This window comes from Bradyrhizobium sp. Cp5.3 (assembly GCF_000426265.1).
Lineage (GTDB): Bacteria > Pseudomonadota > Alphaproteobacteria > Rhizobiales > Xanthobacteraceae > Bradyrhizobium > Bradyrhizobium neotropicale.
The window spans coordinates 54,829-70,679 of record NZ_AUFA01000014.1; the positions used below are offsets into that span (position 1 = coordinate 54,829).

Below are 15,851 nucleotides of genomic sequence, written 5' to 3' on the forward strand. Positions count from 1 at the left end.
ATGTCATGAATTCATTGAATTATATGGGACGGGGCCCGCTCTCGACAACCCGGGCGAACACCAGTAGGTCGACCTGGGCGGCCTTGGCGCGGAGCAGGGCCCGCGCGCAGGCGTCGGCGGTCGCGCCGGAGGTCAAGACGTCATCTATGAGGACAATATGCCGGCCCTGGACCGCGGCCTGGAGGTCGGCAGATACCTGGAATGCGCCCTGCACATTTGTCGCGCGCTGGGCCCGCGACAGGCCGATCTGCTGCTCGGTCGCGCGCACCCGGCGCAGCACCTCGCTCCTGACCCTCACGCTGCTCTGCCGCGCGATGATTCGCGCCAGCGCTCCGGACTGATTGTAGCGGCGGCGCCAGGCTCGTCGCCAATGCAGGGGAACGGGCACCAGCATGTCGGCGCCGGTGAGCAGTTCGCTGCCCGCGCGTGCCATCCAGCGGCCCATGGCGGGGGCGAGATCGGTACGGTCCTGGTACTTCAGCGCGTGCACCAGCGTGCGGGCGACGTCGTCATAGCGCACGGCCGCGCGGGCCCGCTGATAGGCCGGCGGGCTCGCGATCGCCTCCATCGACAGCATGTCGGGGCCGGGATCGTAGACGAAGGGAATGCCGAGCCGCGGGCAATAGGGCGGGGCGATGAACGACAATTTTGCCCAACAGGCCGCGCACACGCCCTCACCATCGACCGGCTCGCGGCAGGACACGCACAGGGTCGGCAGCGCAATGTCGAGCGCGAGCCGCGCCGCACGCGACAGCGCGTGGCGGCCAGCCGACCATGCGGCCCGCAGCGGCGCGGCGATGGAACGGGAGGGGGCGCTTTCGGCTTCCATGGGGGAAGGCTAGCGCCGCACGCACCGGATTGCCAGAACCGTCGAGATCGGCGTAACCAGCGGCATGGTTCAGAACCCGCAGAATCCACCCGCCTTGTTCGATCGAGCATTGCTGCATGCCCGCCAACGTCGCGCGCAGGCGCAGGGGCCGGTGCGCTTCCTGCTCGATCGGGTGGATGAGGACCTGTCCGACCGGCTCGCCGCGGTGATGCGCGAGTTTGGTGCGGCCGCCGATCTCTGGACGCCGGGCGAAGGTCTGATGGCAGCGCGTACGCGGCTGCCTTCCCTCGAACGGGTCGCTCTCGATGCGACGGGGGCGGAGAAGCTGCCTTTCGCGTCCGAAAGCCTCGATCTCGTCGTCTCCGCGCTGGCAATGCAATTCGTCAACGACCTTCCGGGTGTGCTCGCGCAGATCCGGCGTGCACTGAAGCCGGACGGCCTGCTGCTGGCAGCGATGATCGGCGGCGATTCGCTGACCGAGCTGCGCCAGGCCTTTGCTGCGGCGGAAGCCGAATGCGAGGGCGGAGTGTCGCCGCGCGTGGCGCCGTTCGCCGACTTGCGCGACATCGGCGCGCTGCTGCAGCGGGCAGGATTTGCACTGCCGGTCACCGATGTCGATCGCGTCGTGGTGCGCTATGCCAATGCGTTTGCGCTGATGCAGGATCTGCGGCGCATGGGCGCAACCAACGTGCTGATCGAGCGGCGGCGCAAGCCGGCGCGGCGCGCCACGCTGCTGCGCATGGCCGAGATTTATGCCGAGCGCTTCGCCGATGCGGATGGTCGTGTCCGCGCGACGTTCGACATCATCTGGCTCTCCGGCTGGGCGCCGCATGCGAGCCAGCAACAGCCCTTGAAGCCCGGCTCGGCGAAGGCGAGCCTGGCGGAGGCGGTGAAGAAGGCGGGGAAGGCGTGAGTTGCCTCCTCCGTCATGGCCGGGCTTGACCCGGCCATCCACGTCTCTCAGTGCGGTACGAAGATCGTGGATGCCCGGGACAAGCCCGGGCATGACGTGGAGAGCGTGGCGACGGCTTCAACCTCACATCAGCAAATCAATCAGATGCGGGATCAGCGGGATGTCCGCCGGCGGCATCGGGTAGTCGCGCAGCTTGTTGGCGCGGACCCAGGCGAGGGTCTGGCCTTCGCGCGCCGTCACGAGGCCTTCCCAGCGCCGGCAGATGTAAAGCGGCATCAACAGGTGGAAGGTCTCGTAGGCGTAGCTCGCAAACGTCAGCGGCGCGAGGCACGGTTCGGCGACGGTGATGCCGAGCTCTTCGTGCAGCTCGCGGATCAGGCTCTGCTCCGGCCGCTCGCCGGGCTCGAGCTTGCCGCCGGGAAATTCCCAGAGGCCCGCGAGCGCCTTGCCTTCGGGGCGCTGCGCGATCAGGACGCGCTTGTCGGCGTCGATCAGGGCGCAGGCCACCACCAGTATCAGTTTGAGATCGGCCATGCTTGTTCTGTCAGGAGGATACGTTCGTGGGTGCTGGGACGACGTAACGGGCTGTTAACCCATTTCGGTTCCCGCTCTACGGTCTCTATAAGTCATATTTAATCGGCAGTTCCTAGAATGGAAACGCAAAACCATTCCGGACCCGACCCATGCGCGCCGCGTTTCGTAACGTCATTCGTCGCTTTGCCTGCGACCAGCGCGGCAACATCGCCGTGATCTTCGCAATTGCCTGCGTCCCGCTGATCACGGCGGTCGGCTGCGCGATCGACTATTCCCGCGCGACGCAGATCCGCGCCAAGCTGCAGGCTGCGGCGGACGCGGCCAGCGTCGGCTCGCTCGCCAAGGCCTCGCCGGCCTTCGCTGCGGCGGGTTCGATGACCTCCGATGGACCGATTCCCGTCGGCGTCACCGATGCACAGAACATCTTCGACGCCAACCGCGCCAATCTGACCGACTATACGCTCGTCAACGTCACCCCGACCGTGATCAAGAGCGGCTCGACCATCACCACAACGGTCTCGTTCAGTGCCAACATCAACACCATGTTTCTCGGCCTGATCGGCAAGAGTGCGCTGAATGTCACGGGCACGTCGACCTCGACGGCCAACATGCCGCTCTATATCGATTTCTACCTGCTGCTCGACAATTCGCCGTCGATGGGCGTGGCGGCGACGCCGGACGACGTCACCAAGCTGGTCAACGCGACAGCCTCATTCCCGTCCAGCAAGCAGAATTGCGCGTTCGCCTGCCACGATTACAACGACTCGAACAGCACCTATAATCTGGCGAAGAACATCGGCGTGACCACGCGAATCGATGTGCTGCGCACCGCGACCCAGTCGCTGATGGACACCGCCACAAACACCGAGACCTACCCCAACCAGTTCCGCATGGCGATCTACGATTTCGGCGCCGCGTCGAAGACGATCGGCCTGCGCGCGCTGTTCTCGTTGTCGGCGAGCCTGTCGAGTGCCAAGACGGCGGCCGGCGCCATCGACCTGATGGGCGTCTACGGCAACAACGACGCTTATACGGCCGACAAAGACACGCAGTTCAGCAAGATATTTCCGGCGATCACCAGTTTGATTCCCGCATCGGGAACCGGTACCTCGTCAGCACCGCTGAAGTATCTCTTCTTTGTCTCGGATGGCGTCGCCGACGAGAGCAATACGTCTTGCTCCAAGACGATGTACAATAGCCACTGGGGCAACATTTCGCCACGCTGCCAGTCGCCGCTCGATGCGACGCTTTGCGACGCGCTGAAGAGGAACAACGTCAAGATCGCCGTGCTCTACACGACCTATCTGCAACTAAAAGACAACCAGTGGTACATGGATTGGATCGATCCCTTCAACAAGGGGCCGTTCGGGCCCTCGCCGAACAGCGAGATCGCCAAGAACATGCAGAGCTGCGCTTCGCCCGGACTCTATTTCGAGGTCAGCCCCACGCAGGGCATTTCGGATGCGATGAACGCGCTGTTCAGGAAGGCCGTCGCCGACGCACGCATTGCGGGGTGACTTGGATCCCCTCTCCCCGCAAGCAGGGAGAGGGAGCAGTGAGCCCTACGACCGATAGTCTCCGTTGATCGCGACATATTCCTTGGTGAGGTCGCAGGTCATGACGCGGTCGCGGCCCTTGCCGAGGCCGAGGGAGACCTTGATCGCGATTTCCGGGGCCTTCATCGCCTCGGACACCTGCGCCTCGTCGTAGTCGGGATCGCGCGCGCCGCTCTTGGCGACGCGGATGCCGTTGAAGGAGATCGAGAGCTTGTCCCGATCGGCGGGCTCGCCGGCCTTGCCGACCGCCATCACCACGCGGCCCCAATTGGCGTCCTCGCCGGCAATCGCAGTCTTGACCAGCGGCGAGTTGGCGATCGACATCGCGATCTTGCGTGCCGAGGCCTTGGTCTTGGCACCCTCCACGGTGATCTCGACCAGCTTGCGCGCGCCCTCGCCGTCGCGGGCGACCTGTTCGGCGAGATTGGCGAGCACGCCGTTGAAGGCCTTGACGAAGGCCTTCAGCCGCGGGTCGCTGGCGCGGCTGATCTTGGGCGCGCCGTGCGCGGCCGCAGCGCCCGTGGCGAACGCCAGCAGCGTGTCCGAGGTCGAGGTGTCGCCGTCGATGGTCACGGCGTTGAACGTGTCCTCGACCCCGCTCTTGAGCAGGGCCTGCAGCGCCGCCGGCGCGATCGGCGCGTCGGTGAAGATGAAGGACAGCATCGTCGCCATATCAGGCGCGATCATGCCGGCGCCCTTGGCCATGCCGTTGATGGTGACCTTGGCCTTGCCGAGCTTCACCGTCGCGGTCGCGACCTTCGGGAAGGTGTCGGTGGTCATGATCGCCTTGGCCGCGCCGAGCCAATCGGCAGGTTCGGCAGCCTCGGCGAGGCGTCCGAGCACGCCGTCGAACTTGGTCGCGTCCAGCGGCTCGCCGATCACGCCGGTCGAGGCCAGGAAGATCTCGCTCTCGCTGCAGCCGACCGCCTTGGCCGCGATCTTGGCGGTGAGCGCGGTGGATGCCCGGCCGGTCTTGCCGGTGAAGGCATTGGCGTTGCCGGAATTGACCACCAGCGCACGCGCCTTGCCGCCCTTGAGCTTGGCGCGGCACCATTCCACCGGTGCGGAGGGGCACTTCGACTTGGTGAAGACGCCGGCGACCGCCGTGCCCTTGTCCATCAGTGCGAGCAGCACGTCGGTGCGGTTCTTGTAGCGGATGCCGGCCTCGGCCGTCGCGAGACGGATGCCCGCAATCACGGGCATGTCAGGAACGTGCTTCGGGGCGAGCGGGGAGACGGAGGAGGACATCGCGGGGCGCCTTGGTGTATCTGGATATGCAGATGGCCGGGACATCCAGTGCGAAGACGTGCTTCGCACTTTAGCCCGGCCATTGCGATGCTTAGATACTATTGGCGTCAGCGAAGTGACAGCGAATTCTTACTTCTTCGCCGGTGGCGCCATCTTGCTGTCGGAGGGCTTGGCCGCATCGGCCGGCTTGGCGTCCTTGGACGCGTCCGCCGCCGGCTGGTCCAGCCGCTCGACCTTGGCTTCAGCGCGGAGCTTGGAGACGTAATCGGCCTGGGCCTTGCGGGTGACGTAGTTCTCGATCTGGGCCTTGACCTGATCGAAGTCCGGCGCCTTGCGGTTGCGCTTCTCCTCGACCTTGATGATGTGCCAGCCGAACTGCGACTTCACGGGGTCGGAGATCTTGCCCGGCTCGAGCGCGAAGGCGACCGCGGAGAATTCCGGCACCATCTGCTCCTTGGTGAAGAAGCCGAGATCGCCGCCGTCGGCGGAGCCCGGATCCTTGGACTTCTTCTTGGCGAGCTCGGCGAAATCGGCGCCCTTGTCGAGCTCGGCCTTCACCGCCTTGGCCTCGTCCTCGGTCTCGACCAGGATGTGGCGGGCGCGCACCTCCTGCTCGCCGGTGATCTGCTTGGAGGCCTCCTCATAGACCTTCTTCATGGCGTCGGGCGTGGTCGCGGCCTTGCCTTCCTGGGCGAGCAGGCTGTCCATCAGGAGGCGATTGCGGGCGAACGCCATCCGCTTCTTGAACTCGTCGCTGTCGGCGATCTTCTTGTCCTCGGCGGCCTTGGCGACGATCTTCATGTCGATCAGGAACGCGAGCACGTTCTCGTCCTTGGTCGCGGGGTCCATCTGTGCGAGGCTCGGCCCGAGCTCCTCCTCGGCCATGGCGACATCGCTCTTCTTGATTTCCACGCCGTTGACCTTCGCCAGGACCGGATCGTCGGCGGCCCGCAGCGGGCCCGCGAACGCCAGGGTCAACGCCAGAGCCAGGCCGCTAGCCAGGGCAGACGCATGGCGGAAACGCTGGCCGGTGGTTACCGGGAACGAGGTGGTCATGGAAAATCCTTATTATGTTGAAGCAGGGGCTGCTTAAGCGGGGCGGACACTCGCCCAATCAGGGGGGCTTGGCAACGCGAAAAGTCTGTCAAAATGATGAATTAGCGGAAACCCGCCCGCCGTTGACAAGGCCCTGACCCGGCCATATCTCTGCGCGGTCGCGTCCATGGCGATGGCGTTTATTTTGCTGCGTTTTTGGCCGTTGAACCCAGGCTTGCTCAATTCCCACCCATATGGCGGATGCCCCCGAAAGGCCGGGCACCGGCACCACGAGGCGTCACGGTGAGTTGATAGGCAAGTGGGTGACAACCTCTTGGCTGCAACGCGGTTAAATCGCGAACACAGGAACTAGGCATGATCGGCGCGCTCGCCCGCAAGTTTTTCGGCTCCGCCAACGACCGGCGGGTGAAGGGATACCAGTCCCGCGTCAACGCCATCAACGCGCTGGAACCTGAAGTATCCAAGCTCTCCGACGAGGCGCTGAAGGCGCGCACCGCCGAATTCAAGCAGCAGCTCGCCGAGGGCAAGACGCTCGACGACCTGCTGGTGCCGGCCTTCGCCACGGTGCGCGAGGCGGCCAAGCGCACGCTCGGCCAGCGCCATTTCGACGTCCAGCTCATCGGCGGCATGGTACTGCACGAGGGCGACATCGCCGAGATGAAGACCGGTGAAGGCAAGACGCTGGTGGCAACGCTCGCGGTCTACCTCAACGCGCTCGCCGGCAAGGGCGTCCACGTCGTCACCGTCAACGACTACCTCGCCCGCCGCGACTCCGGCTGGATGGGCCAGATCTACGGCTTCCTCGGCCTCACCACCGGCGTGATCGTCCACGGCCTCGACGATGCCGAGCGCAAGGCGGCCTATGCCTGCGACATCACCTACGGCACCAACAACGAATACGGCTTCGACTACTTACGCGACAACATGAAGTACCGGCTCGAGGACATGGTCCAGCGGCCGCACTTCTTCGCCATCGTCGACGAAGTCGACTCCATCCTGATCGACGAGGCGCGCACGCCGCTGATCATCTCCGGCCCGCTCGACGACCGCTCCGACTTCTACAACACCATCGACACCTTCATGCCGCAGCTCGCGAAGGTGACCGACTTCGAGGTCGACGAGAAGCAGCGCACGGTGACGCTGACCGAAGGCGGCATGGAGAGGCTGGAGACGCTGCTGCGCGACGCCGGCCAGCTCAAGGGCGAGTCGCTCTACGACGTCGAGAACGTCTCCGTCGTGCACCACGTCAACCAGGCGCTGCGCGCCCACACCCTGTTCACCCGCGACAAGGACTACATCGTCCGCGACGGCGAGGTCGTGATCATCGACGAGTTCACCGGCCGCATGATGCCGGGCCGCCGCTATTCGGAAGGCCTGCACCAGGCACTCGAAGCCAAGGAGCACGTCGCGGTTCAGCCCGAGAACCAGACGCTCGCCTCGATCACCTTCCAGAACTACTTCCGCATGTACGAGAAGCTGGCGGGCATGACCGGCACGGCGGCGACCGAAGCCGACGAACTGTTCGACATCTACAAGCTCGAGGTCGTGGAGATCCCGACCAACCTGCCGGTGGCGCGCCTCGACGAGGACGACGAGGTCTACCGCACCCAGCAGGAGAAATACGGCGCCATCCTCGCCGAGATCGAGCGCGCCAATGCGCGGCTGCAGCCGGTGCTGGTCGGCACGGCGTCGATCGAGAAGTCGGAAGTGCTGGCCGAATTCCTGAAGAAGAACGGCTACAAGCAGATCGACTTCGGCAAGGAGCACGCGCTCGACAAGCTCTATGCAGCGGCGCGCTCGGGCAAGCCGGCAAAGCTGTTCGCGGTGCTGAACGCGCGCTTCCACGAGCAGGAAGCCTATATCGTCGCCGAAGCCGGCGTTCCGGGCGCGATCACGATCGCGACCAACATGGCCGGCCGCGGCACCGACATCAAGCTCGGCGGCTCGCTCGAGATGCGCGTCCAGCAGGAGACCGCAGGCATCGAGGACGAGGCCGAGAAGGCCAGGAAGATCGAGCAGATCAAGGCCGACATCGAGCACTTCCGCGACATCGTGCTGAAGGCCGAGGAGACCATCGAGATCGAGCCGGCGAAGGGGTCCAAGCCCGCCAAGACCGTGACCAAGCCGGGCGGCCTCTACATCATCGGCTCCGAGCGGCATGAATCCCGCCGCATCGACAACCAGCTCCGCGGCCGTTCCGGCCGTCAGGGCGACCCCGGCCGCTCGAAGTTCTTCCTGTCGCTGGAAGACGATCTGATGCGCATCTTCGGCTCGGATCGCCTCGACAGCATGCTGCAGCGTCTCGGCCTGAAAGAGGGCGAGGCCATCATCCATCCCTGGATCAACAAGGCGCTGGAGAAGGCGCAGCAGAAGGTCGAGGCCCGCAACTTCGACATCCGCAAGAACCTGCTCAAGTTCGACAACGTCCAGAACGACCAGCGCAAGGTGATCTTCGACCAGCGCGTCGAGCTGATGAAGGACGAGAGCGTCGCCGAGACGGTGGCCGACATGCGCCACGCCTTCATCGACGACCTCGTCGCCAAGCACGTGCCCGAGCATGCCTATGCCGAGCAGTGGGACGTCGCGGGCCTGAAGGAGGAGCTCAAGCGCGTGCTCGATCTCGACCTGCCGGTCGACGACTGGGCCAAGGAAGAGGGCATCGCCGACGAGGAGCTGCTCACGCGCATCGAAAACCGCGCCGACGAGCACATGGCCGCCAAGGTCGCGCAGTGGGGTCCCGACGTGATGCGTTACGTCGAGAAGACCATCCTCCTGCAGACGCTCGACCATCTCTGGCGCGAGCATCTGATCATGCTCGACCATCTGCGCCAGGTCATCGGCCTGCGCGGCTACGGCCAGCGCGATCCGCTGCAGGAGTACAAGACCGAGGCCTTCAACCTCTTCCAGGAGATGAGCGCGCATTTGCGCGAGGCCGTCACCGCCCAGCTCATGCGCGTCGAGATCATCCCGCCGGAGCAGGAAGCCCCCATGCTGCCCGCGATGGAAGCGCACAAGCTCAATCCCGACACCGGCGAAGACGAAATGGCCTTCGCCAACGTCACCCTGGCCCCGCAGGCGAACACCGTCTCCGCCGCCCAGCGCGACCCGAAGAACCCGGCCAGCTGGGGCAAGATCGGCCGCAACGAGGACTGCCCGTGTGGGAGCGGCAAGAAGTTCAAGCACTGCCACGGGCGGTATGGTTAGTAACTAGCCTCGCTGTCGTCGCCCGGCTTGACCGGGCGACCCAGTACGCCGCGGCTTATCGATTCAAGCAAAACTGTCTTTGCAATGCTGGATCGCCCGCTTTTCGCGGGCGATGACAGTTCACGTTCTTTAGAGAGTGGAAAGCGCGGAGGCTACCGCGCCTACTTCACCGCCCCAAACCGGCTGTCGAACGAATTCGACGACACCACCGGCGCTGCTCCCGACATCTGGCCGCTGCTGCCGGCATCGGCCGAAGCATTCGACACTGACGGCTTGAGCGCCGGCCGGGTCGCGGCGACCTTCGTTTCGGCGGGCTTCGCCGGTTCGGCGGGCTTGGCGGCTGCGACCGGCTTGTCCTTGTCGTGGCCCGGCACGAAGCGCGTCACCGCGGCCTTCAGCCTCGACGTCGCCGTGGCCGGGGTTGTGGAGGTGGTGGCCGGAGCGGCGGACGCGGTGGCTTGCGGCGGCGATGTGGTGGCGGTGGTGTCAGCCGTGCCCATGCCCATCTTGCGGGCGATGCCGGAGAAGAAGCCGCCGCCTGAGGATTTCTCGGCAGGCGCGGCGGCAGCGGGCGCGGCTGCGGCCGGAGTGGCTGCGGCGACGCGGGTGGTCGCGGCGACTGCGACGACCGGCTCTTGGGCCGCGGTCGGCTCGAAATTCGGCTTCGGCGGATTGACGGTGCCGGGGATCGTGCCCGGCGCCTTCGACATCGCCAGCATCTGCAGGGTCGAGCCTTCGGCGCCCTCCGACAGGCCGGTCGAGCCTTCCGGAATCTTGGAAGCGAAGATCTTGTTCATGCCGCCGTCGATGCCGGTGTTCATGCGCGCCACCGGCGTGCCCTTGGAGACGAGCTTGTTGTACTCGGCCTGGTCGCGCTCTTCCTTCTCGCGCACCGCGCTCGCGATGTCCTCGGGGATCACATAGGCTGGGCACTTCGCCGAGGCATCGAACACCGGATCACGCTTGGCATCCGGCGTCTTGGCGGCGTCGAAGACGTACTTCTTCTCGCAGAAATCGACCTTCGGCTCCTGCCGCGTCACCTCGAAATGATCATAGCCTTCCTTGATCATCTTCCAGAAGGCCATGTTCGGATTGGTCCGGTGCTTGGCCATGTTCACCGGCGTCATCTTGAACGGATAGGCCTGAAGCTGGAACGCCTTCTGGCCGCCGAAGAAGGATTCGCGCCCGAGCGAATAGATCTCCGCGATCTGCTCGTCGGTCATCGCGTAGCAGCCGCGCGAGGAGCAGTCGCCATGCACCATGAGCTGCGAGCCGGTGCGGCCAAGCGCCTTGTCGAACGCGTTCGGATAGCCGGTGTTGAAGGAGAGGTAGTAGGCCGATTGCGGATTCATCTGGCTGGGGTTGATCGAATAGAACCCCTCGGGCGCCTGGCGGTCGCCTTCGCGCACCTTCGGTCCGAGATCGCCGGACCAGCGGCAGATCGGATAGGTCTTGAGCAGCGCGAACTGGCCGTTTCGGGTCTGCTTCCAGACCTCGAGCTCGGCCTCCTGCTTGAACAGACGGACCAGAATCGGCGATTGCAGATCCATGTCCTTCTCGGCCATCGCGGCGACGAGCTTTGGCGGGACCGGCTGGTTGGCCTTGGCATTGGTCGCGAGCGAAACCTGATCGGTATCGCAGCCGGCCAGCAACACGCTGGCCGAGAGCGCAACCGACGCCAAGAGCGCGCGAGCAAGCGAACTGGATATCAAGATGGACCCCACACCGTGCCGGGCAAGGAGCGCGAACCCCAACTTTGGAACCTGGTCTGACCGGATATCCGGACCCGCTTGTGGCGGTTTTTTTCAGACCAAGCCCCAGCGCTTATGCCCTGAAGCCATTGATTAAAATTCTAACCTCCGGACCCGAGCGTCGCAACCCGAGCGGGGATCACGAGCCCGTTGGCCCATAGGCATGGTCAACAGAGACTAAACTTGGACGGTACTTGAGACATGACTTGGGACGGAACTTTGGCCGTTCGGCCAAAACGTCACTGAGATCGCTGATTTGGGCAAAAAAAGGGTTAACGGAGCCTTACCGAAGGCGCTGTAGGGTGGGCAAAGGCGCGAAGCGCGGTGCCCACCATGCAGCCACCCGGTGGCGGGGAGCGGTGGGCACGCTTCGCTTTGCCCACCCTACGGCACCTTAAAATCGGCGAATCAGCTCAGTTTCCGGCCGATATCGAGGAATTTCTGCCGCCGCTGCTTGCGGATACCGTCGCCATCCAGATTGCGCAGCTCGTCGAAAGCCTTGGCGATGGCCTCGCCCGTGGTGGCGATCATGGCGGCGGGGTCGCGGTGGGCGCCGCCGACCGGCTCCTTCAGGATCTGGTCGATCACGCCGAAGCGGAGCATGTCCTGGGCGGTGATCTTCATGTTGTTGGCGGCTTCCTGCGCCTTGGTGCCGTCGCGCCAGAGGATGGAGGAGGCGGCCTCCGGCGAGATCACGCTGTAGATGGCGTGCTCCAGCATCAGGACCTTGTTGGCGGTGGTGATCGCGATCGCGCCGCCCGACATGCCTTCGCCGGTGATGATCGCGACGTTCGGCACGCCCAGCGCGAGGCAGGCGTCGGTCGAGCGCGCGATCGCCTCGGCCTGTCCGCGCTCTTCGGCGCCGATGCCGGGATAGGCGCCGGCGGAATCGGCGAGCGACAGCACGGGCAGGCCGAAACGCTCGGCCATTTCCATCAGCCGCACCGCCTTGCGATACCCTTCCGGCCGCGCCATGCCGAAATTGTGCTTGATGCGGCTGTCGGTGGAATCACCCTTCTCCTGGCCCATCACGCAGATCGGCTCGCCACGGAAGCGGCCGAAGCCCGCGACCAGCGCCTCGTCCTCGCCGAACTTGCGGTCGCCGGCGAGCGGGGTGAACTCGGTGATCAGGCCTTTGATGAAGTCGGAGAAATGCGGCCGTTGCGGATGGCGCGCGACCAGCGTCTTCTGCCACGGCGTCAGGTTCGTATAGAGGTCGGCCAGCGCCTGCGCCGCCTTGTCCTCGATCCGCCCGATCTCCTCGGCGATATCGGTGCCGGAGGCCGCAAGCGTGCGCAATTCGTCGACCTTGGAGTCGAGCTCGGCGACGGGCTTTTCGAAGTCGAGATAGCTGCGCATCTGGTCTGGCATCAACTCAATATAGGAGGACGGGGCGAAGCGGCGAAGCGGATTTGGCTTGCGGTAAGAAGTTGAGTTTCTTCAATGAGTTGGCTTGTGCGCTCCCGGGAGCCCGCCAAATCACGCGTGAGGCCACGGCTCTTTCTGCGGAGATGTGGCCGAAGTCAAGGCGGATCGTCACCTCTCCCGCTTGCGGGAGAGGTCGGCGCGAAAGCGCCGGGTGATGGCTCTCTCTCCGCTTAGGGACCGTCCCATTGCGGGGGCACCCTCTCCCCAGCCCTCCCGCAAGCGGGGGAGGGAGCGCACCTCGTTCGGGGCACGAGACCTACGTCTCCGCCAGCGGGTGCAGGTCGCGCACCAGGCTCTTCAGGCGTTCCTCGACCACATGGGTGTAGATCTGGGTGGTGGAGATGTCGGTGTGACCGAGCAGGGTCTGCACGATGCGCAAGTCGGCGCCGTTGTGAAGTAAGTGGCTGGCAAAGGCGTGGCGCAGCACGTGGGGCGAGACCAGCCGGGCCTGCAGGCCGGAGGCCACCGCGAGCTCTTTCAAGTCGCGGGCAAAATGCTGCCGCGTCAGATGCCCGCTCTCGCCGAAGGAGGGGAACAGCCATTTCGAAGCCGCGAGGCTGTTCTTCGTCTTCTCGGCTTTATTGTTTTCCTTGGCCGCTTCAGTGGCAGCGAGATAATCGGCCATCGCCTGACGCGAGGCCTCGTTGAGCGGCACCAGGCGTTCCTTGTTGCCCTTGCCGCGCACCACGATCATGCGCGCGTCGCGCTTGGCCGCCGTGCGCGGCAGCGCCACCAATTCGGAGACGCGCAGGCCGGTGGCGTAGAGCACCTCGAGCAGGCAATAGAGTCGCAAGCTGCGCAGCCGCTGCGAGGCTGAGACCTCAGCCGCCTCGCTCATCTCCTTGGCGCGGCGGAGCATGCGGTCGACATCCGATATCGACAGCACCTTTGGCAGGCCGCGGCCGCGCTTCGGGCCGGACAGGATCGCCGCGGGATCCTCGTCGCGAATGCGCTCGTTCAGGAGGAAGCGATAGAGATGCCGCATCGCCGACAGCCGCCGGGCGACGCTGGAGGATTTGAAGCCGCGGGTGTCGAGATCGGCGAGATAATCGCGCAGTGTTTGTGTCTCGGCATCCACAAAAGTATGGCCGACGCGGGCCAGAAACTCCGAGAAATCGGTGAGGTCGCGGCGGTAGGCATCGAGCGTATTGGGGCCGGCGCCTTGTTCCGCCGCGAGCATGTCGAGGAACAGGCCGATGAGCTTGGTATCTGAGGGCTTGTTGGCGCGCATGCCCCGGAGGTTAGCTCCTATTTCTTGAGAAATTTGTCAGGCGGGATCGTCACCGTCATTTCCCGCGACTTCGGGGTGACGAAGTTCGCCAGCGCGAAGACCACGCCATAGACGATGCCGGCGATCACGGCGACGACCGTCAGGAACCGGAACAGGCTGGGCATCGGGCAAGGTCTCGACGAGGGGCTCGAACGGCCAAATTAACCAATGAAATCATCCAACATGTTCGCCGTTTCATAGCAAGAGTCCTCTGGCGAGGGCCGCTTGGGGGGTAGTATAGGTGGCCGGATGTCGCATGAGGCGGCAGATTTGAGCGAGGAACATGTCCGACGCCGTGTTGCCAGCACTTGGTTCGCCTGAGGCCGACATCCTGTCGGCGCTGGGTGCGCGCTCGCTCGTGCTGGTCGGCATGATGGGGGTGGGCAAATCCACCATCGGCCGGCGCCTCGCGGCGCGGCTGCGGCTGCCCTTCGTCGACGCCGACACCGAGATCGAGGCGGCGGCCGGCATGCCCATACCGGAGATCTTCGAGCGCCATGGCGAGCCGCATTTCCGCGACGGCGAGGCCCGCGTGATCGCGCGGCTGCTCGACGGCGGTCCCCTGGTGCTGGCCACCGGTGGCGGGGCCTTCATGCGGGAGGAGACGCGCGGGCGGATCGCGGCGAAAGCGGTCTCGATCTGGCTCAAGGCGGACCATGACGTCATCATGCGCCGCGTGCGCCGCCGCGCCGACCGCCCGCTGTTGCAGACCGCCGATCCCGAGGGAACCGTCACGCGGCTGCTCACCGAGCGCGAGCCGGTCTACCGCAACGCCGACCTCACCATTGCCTCGCGCGACGTGCCGCACGACAAGATCGTCGAGGAGACGATCGAGACGCTGCACGCGCATCTCTGCGGCAACGGGGCCGATCCTCAAGTCTCTCCTGATGTCGCGAGTGCCGCACGATGACTGCGCCGTTGAAACAGACCGATCCGGTGAAGGTCGACGTCGCGCTCGGCGATCGCGCCTACGACATCATCATCGGCCGTGATGTGCTTGCCTCGCTCGGCGAGCGCGTCGCGGCCTTGCGCCCCGGCGTGCGCACCGCGATCGTGACCGATCGCACCGTCGCGAAATACTGGTTAGAGCCCACTGAGGCCTCGCTGGCCGCGGCCGGCATCCCGACATCACGCATCGTCGTCGAGGAAGGCGAGATCTCGAAAACCTATGCCGGGCTCGAGAAGGTCAGCGAAGCCCTGATCGCGGCGAAAATCGAGCGCAATGATCTCGTCATTGCGCTCGGCGGCGGCGTGGTCGGCGATCTCGCCGGCTTTGCGGCCGCGATCCTGCGCCGCGGCGTCGATTTCGTGCAGGTGCCGACCTCGCTGCTGGCGCAGGTCGATTCCTCCGTCGGCGGCAAGACCGGCATCAACTCACCGCAGGGCAAGAATCTGCTCGGCGCCTTCCACCAGCCGGTGCTGGTCATCGCCGACACCGCCGTGCTCGACACGCTGTCGCCGCGGCAATTCCGCGCCGGCTATGCCGAGGTCGCCAAATACGGCGTGCTCGGCGACGAAGCCTTCTTCACGTGGCTGGAGAAGAACCACGCCGACATCTTCAAGGGCGGCTCGGCCCGCGAGCATGCGATCGCGACCTCGTGCCGCGCCAAGGCGGGCGTCGTCTCGCGCGACGAGCGCGAGACCGGCGAGCGCGCGCTGCTCAATCTCGGCCACACCTTTGGCCACGCGCTGGAAGCCGCGACCGGGTTCTCCGACCGTCTGTTCCACGGCGAGGGCGTTTCGATCGGCACGGTGCTGGCGGCGGAGTTTTCGGCGCGGCTCGGCATGATCGGCGCGGCCGATGCCGCGCGCGTCGAACTCCACCTCATTGACGCGGGGCTGCCGACGCGGCTGCAGGACATCGCGGGCTTTTCGCAGGAAGGGCTTGCCGATGCCGACGCGCTGATGGCGCTGATGGCGCAGGACAAGAAGGTCAAGCGCGGCAAGCTCACCTTCATCCTGCTCGAGGCAATCGGCCGCGCGGTCATCGCGAAGGACGTCGAGCCGTCGCTTGTGCGCGATTTCCTCAAAGAGCAGCTCGCGCACAAGGCATGAGGCGCGG

The 15,851-nt window shown here is 65.3% G+C and carries 13 protein-coding genes; 5 read left to right on the plus strand and 8 right to left on the minus strand.

What is annotated here, in order from left to right; translation table 11 throughout:
• Positions 1 to 19 precede the first annotated feature (19 nt).
• Positions 20 to 829, minus strand: coding sequence for a ComF family protein (locus K289_RS0121430; protein ID WP_027553412.1), 810 nt, complete (start codon positions 827 to 829; stop codon positions 20 to 22).
• 64 nt (positions 830 to 893) lie between these two features.
• Between K289_RS0121430 and K289_RS0121435 the strand changes: the two genes are divergently transcribed.
• Entirely contained in the window at positions 894 to 1,742 is an 849-nt protein-coding gene (locus K289_RS0121435) for a methyltransferase domain-containing protein (protein WP_027553413.1), read from the plus strand.
• 123 nt (positions 1,743 to 1,865) lie between these two features.
• On the opposite strand, the gene mutT is transcribed toward K289_RS0121435, so the two are convergent.
• Entirely contained in the window at positions 1,866 to 2,276 is a 411-nt protein-coding gene (mutT, locus tag K289_RS0121440; protein WP_027553414.1) for an 8-oxo-dGTP diphosphatase MutT, read from the minus strand.
• 149 nt (positions 2,277 to 2,425) lie between these two features.
• On the opposite strand from mutT, the gene K289_RS0121445 reads away from it, so the two are divergent.
• Positions 2,426 to 3,793 carry a TadE/TadG family type IV pilus assembly protein gene (locus K289_RS0121445; protein WP_027553415.1) on the plus strand — a complete coding sequence of 456 codons (1,368 nt, stop codon included), beginning with the start codon at positions 2,426 to 2,428 and terminating at the stop codon, positions 3,791 to 3,793.
• 45 nt (positions 3,794 to 3,838) lie between these two features.
• Here K289_RS0121445 and argJ read toward each other — a convergent pair whose 3' ends face one another.
• The gene (gene argJ, locus K289_RS0121450; RefSeq protein ID WP_027553416.1) at positions 3,839 to 5,080 is read right to left on the minus strand and encodes a bifunctional glutamate N-acetyltransferase/amino-acid acetyltransferase ArgJ; all 1,242 of its coding nucleotides are present in this window, start codon (positions 5,078 to 5,080) and stop codon (positions 3,839 to 3,841) included.
• A gap of 129 nt (positions 5,081 to 5,209) precedes the next feature.
• Entirely contained in the window at positions 5,210 to 6,136 is a 927-nt protein-coding gene (locus tag K289_RS0121455) for a peptidylprolyl isomerase (protein WP_027553417.1), read from the minus strand.
• Between the two features lie 354 nt (positions 6,137 to 6,490).
• Here K289_RS0121455 and secA point away from each other — a divergent pair, with 354 nt between their 5' ends.
• Positions 6,491 to 9,340, plus strand: a complete 2,850-nt coding sequence (gene secA / locus K289_RS0121460; RefSeq protein WP_027553418.1) for a preprotein translocase subunit SecA — start codon at positions 6,491 to 6,493, stop codon at positions 9,338 to 9,340.
• 161 nt (positions 9,341 to 9,501) lie between these two features.
• On the opposite strand, the gene K289_RS0121465 is transcribed toward secA, so the two are convergent.
• The 4 genes from K289_RS0121465 to K289_RS44835 form a co-directional block, all read right to left on the minus strand.
• The gene (locus K289_RS0121465; RefSeq protein WP_245283971.1) at positions 9,502 to 11,052 is read right to left on the minus strand and encodes a murein L,D-transpeptidase family protein; all 1,551 of its coding nucleotides are present in this window, start codon (positions 11,050 to 11,052) and stop codon (positions 9,502 to 9,504) included.
• A gap of 447 nt (positions 11,053 to 11,499) precedes the next feature.
• Positions 11,500 to 12,462 carry an acetyl-CoA carboxylase carboxyltransferase subunit alpha gene (locus tag K289_RS0121470; protein WP_027553420.1) on the minus strand — a complete coding sequence of 321 codons (963 nt, stop codon included), beginning with the start codon at positions 12,460 to 12,462 and terminating at the stop codon, positions 11,500 to 11,502.
• Positions 12,463 to 12,775: 313 nt separating this feature from the next.
• The gene (gene xerD, locus K289_RS0121475; RefSeq protein ID WP_027553421.1) at positions 12,776 to 13,750 is read right to left on the minus strand and encodes a site-specific tyrosine recombinase XerD; all 975 of its coding nucleotides are present in this window, start codon (positions 13,748 to 13,750) and stop codon (positions 12,776 to 12,778) included.
• A 17-nt stretch (positions 13,751 to 13,767) separates the two neighbouring features.
• A complete protein-coding gene (locus K289_RS44835) occupies positions 13,768 to 13,914 on the minus strand; it encodes a hypothetical protein (protein ID WP_035685402.1) in 147 nt (48 codons plus the stop codon).
• Between the two features lie 158 nt (positions 13,915 to 14,072).
• Here K289_RS44835 and K289_RS0121485 point away from each other — a divergent pair, with 158 nt between their 5' ends.
• On the plus strand, positions 14,073 to 14,699 hold the full coding sequence (locus tag K289_RS0121485) for a shikimate kinase (RefSeq protein ID WP_027553422.1): 627 nt from the start codon (positions 14,073 to 14,075) through the stop codon (positions 14,697 to 14,699).
• Complete coding sequence (gene aroB / locus K289_RS0121490; RefSeq protein ID WP_027553423.1) at positions 14,696 to 15,844, plus strand: 3-dehydroquinate synthase; 1,149 nt, start codon at positions 14,696 to 14,698, stop codon at positions 15,842 to 15,844. Before K289_RS0121485 ends, aroB begins: the two co-directional genes overlap by 4 nt.
• Positions 15,845 to 15,851 lie beyond the last annotated feature (7 nt).

What these genes read in the sequence shown, in the direction of transcription:
- K289_RS0121445 (WP_027553415.1), top strand. Translation starts at nt 2,426, where the DNA reads ATGCGCGCCGCGTTTCGTAACGTCATTCGTCGCTTTGCCTGCGACCAG.
- K289_RS0121435 (WP_027553413.1), top strand. Translation starts at nt 894, where the DNA reads ATGGTTCAGAACCCGCAGAATCCACCCGCCTTGTTCGATCGAGCATTG.
- K289_RS0121430 (WP_027553412.1), bottom strand. Translation starts at nt 829, where the DNA reads ATGGAAGCCGAAAGCGCCCCCTCCCGTTCCATCGCCGCGCCGCTGCGG.
- xerD (WP_027553421.1), bottom strand. Translation starts at nt 13,750, where the DNA reads ATGCGCGCCAACAAGCCCTCAGATACCAAGCTCATCGGCCTGTTCCTC.
- secA (WP_027553418.1), top strand. Translation starts at nt 6,491, where the DNA reads ATGATCGGCGCGCTCGCCCGCAAGTTTTTCGGCTCCGCCAACGACCGG.
- K289_RS0121485 (WP_027553422.1), top strand. Translation starts at nt 14,073, where the DNA reads ATGTCCGACGCCGTGTTGCCAGCACTTGGTTCGCCTGAGGCCGACATC.
- mutT (WP_027553414.1), bottom strand. Translation starts at nt 2,276, where the DNA reads ATGGCCGATCTCAAACTGATACTGGTGGTGGCCTGCGCCCTGATCGAC.
- aroB (WP_027553423.1), top strand. Translation starts at nt 14,696, where the DNA reads ATGACTGCGCCGTTGAAACAGACCGATCCGGTGAAGGTCGACGTCGCG.
- K289_RS44835 (WP_035685402.1), bottom strand. Translation starts at nt 13,914, where the DNA reads ATGCCCAGCCTGTTCCGGTTCCTGACGGTCGTCGCCGTGATCGCCGGC.
- K289_RS0121455 (WP_027553417.1), bottom strand. Translation starts at nt 6,136, where the DNA reads ATGACCACCTCGTTCCCGGTAACCACCGGCCAGCGTTTCCGCCATGCG.
- K289_RS0121470 (WP_027553420.1), bottom strand. Translation starts at nt 12,462, where the DNA reads ATGCCAGACCAGATGCGCAGCTATCTCGACTTCGAAAAGCCCGTCGCC.
- argJ (WP_027553416.1), bottom strand. Translation starts at nt 5,080, where the DNA reads ATGTCCTCCTCCGTCTCCCCGCTCGCCCCGAAGCACGTTCCTGACATG.